This is a genomic window from Mesorhizobium sp. M7A.F.Ca.AU.002.02.1.1 (assembly GCF_003998535.1).
Classification (GTDB): domain Bacteria; phylum Pseudomonadota; class Alphaproteobacteria; order Rhizobiales; family Rhizobiaceae; genus Mesorhizobium; species Mesorhizobium ciceri.
On the sequence record NZ_RZPB01001036.1, the window covers coordinates 1 to 1,748 of the forward strand.

The window sequence follows — 1,748 nt, forward strand, 5'->3', positions numbered from 1 at the left end:
TCTTGTAGGCGCGGATCGCCTCTTCGGAACCGGGTTCGGGTGTCCTGTCGACCATGCCGGCCGCGCCTAGACAGAAACGTCCGCGACGGCCGCCTTGGCCATGGCGAGTTGCGCCGGCGCGACGGACAGATCGCGCAGGCCGGCCTCGACCAGTGACGGGATCGAGGCTGGATCGCCGGCTGCATCGCCGCACAGGCTGACCGGGATCTCTTCCCGCTGGCCAAACGCCGTCACGGCAGCGATCAGCCGCAGCACGGCCGGATGACGGACCGAATTGAGATGCGCCACGGCAGCGTTGTCGCGGGCGGCCGCCATGACATACTGGGTGAGATCATTGGAGCCGATCGAGAAGAAGGCGGCATCGGTAAAGGCTTCCGGTACGATCGCCACCGAAGGCACTTCGACCATGATGCCGAGCGGCGGCATGTTGTGTGCGACGCCGCGTGCGGCAAGTGCAGTCTGCTCTTCGGCGAACATCGCCGCTGTCTGTCGGTATTCCTCCACAATGGCGATCATAGGGAACATCACTTTCAGGCTGCCATGGACAGCGGCGCGCAGCAGCGCCCGGATCTGTACACGAAACACCTCGGGTCTTGCCAGCGACAGCCTGATCCCGCGCAGGCCGAGAAACGGATTGCTCTCCTCGACCGTAAAGCCGGGCACCGGCTTGTCGCCGCCGGCGTCAACGGTGCGGATCGTCACCGGTTTTTCACCGGCCCACTCCAGCACCTTGCGATAGGCGCGATACTGCGTCTCCTCATCCGGCAGCGTCTTGCCGAACAGGAATTCGGTGCGCATCAACCCGACTCCGTCGCAGGTCGTAATGTCGATGAGGTCGACATCGGACGGGTCGGCGATGTTGACCTGCACGCGCACCGCCGTGCCGGCCTTGGTCACCGCCGGTCGCGCCAGGAACGTCCCGGCCCGGTCGCTGCGCGCCCGGAATGATGAGGACGATTGGCGAAAAGCAGCGATTTCAGTCTTGGAGGGTGACAGCACAATGCCGCCATGTTCGGCGTCGAGCAGCGCTGTGCCGGTTAGACGAGCCAGCGAAGTGCCCAACCCGACAACCATCGGCACGCCGCGCGAACGCGCCAGCATGGCGACGTGGCTGGCGGTGCTGCCCGCCTTCAGTGCGATGCCGCCGCCGCGGCTCCAGTCGGTTTCGAGAAAACGCGTCGGCGCGATATCCCAGCCGTAGAGGATGGCGCCGGTTGGCGCCTGGACGTCGCCATCCTCGGACAGCGCCCGCAGCACCTGGTCCCTGATATCGCGTATGTCGGCGGCCCGTGCGCGGAAATAATCCTGGTCTGACGCGTCGTAGCCGGCAATCTCGGTATCAAGCGCTTGCCGCCAGGCTTTGTCGGCTGGCAGGCCGGTGCGGATCGCGGCAAAGGCCGGGCTGCTCAGCGCATCGTCTTGCAGCATGGCGATCTGAAACTCGAGAATGTCGGCGGCATCGCCCTCGGCCATCTCGCTCAATGCGGTGAGACGGCTTGTCGCGACGGCGATTGCGGCTTCGAGCGCGGCCTTCTCGTCGTCGGCTGTTTCTTTGCCGACATAGGATACGACAGTCTGGTCGAGGTCGAACAGTGGCCCTCGGCATAGCCGGCCGAGGCCGAAATGCCTTGCAGTCTAAGCGGTTCGGACATGGTCCGCGCCTTCGTCGAAATCGCGCCGCACCAGTTCGACCAACGCGTCGACGGCATCATTGGCGCCGTCACCGCTGGCCCTGATGTGCAGCACGG

2 pseudogenes are annotated in these 1,748 nt (G+C 65.3%); both read right to left on the reverse strand.

From position 1 onward, the window contains the following. Nucleotides 1–66 precede the first annotated feature (66 nt). A pseudogene (ptsP, locus tag EN879_RS34690) lies at nt 67–1,652 on the reverse strand (phosphoenolpyruvate--protein phosphotransferase). Beyond that, a pseudogene (locus EN879_RS40785) lies at nt 1,636–1,748 on the reverse strand (HPr family phosphocarrier protein); the annotation flags it as partial. The pseudogenes ptsP and EN879_RS40785, both read right to left, overlap by 17 nt.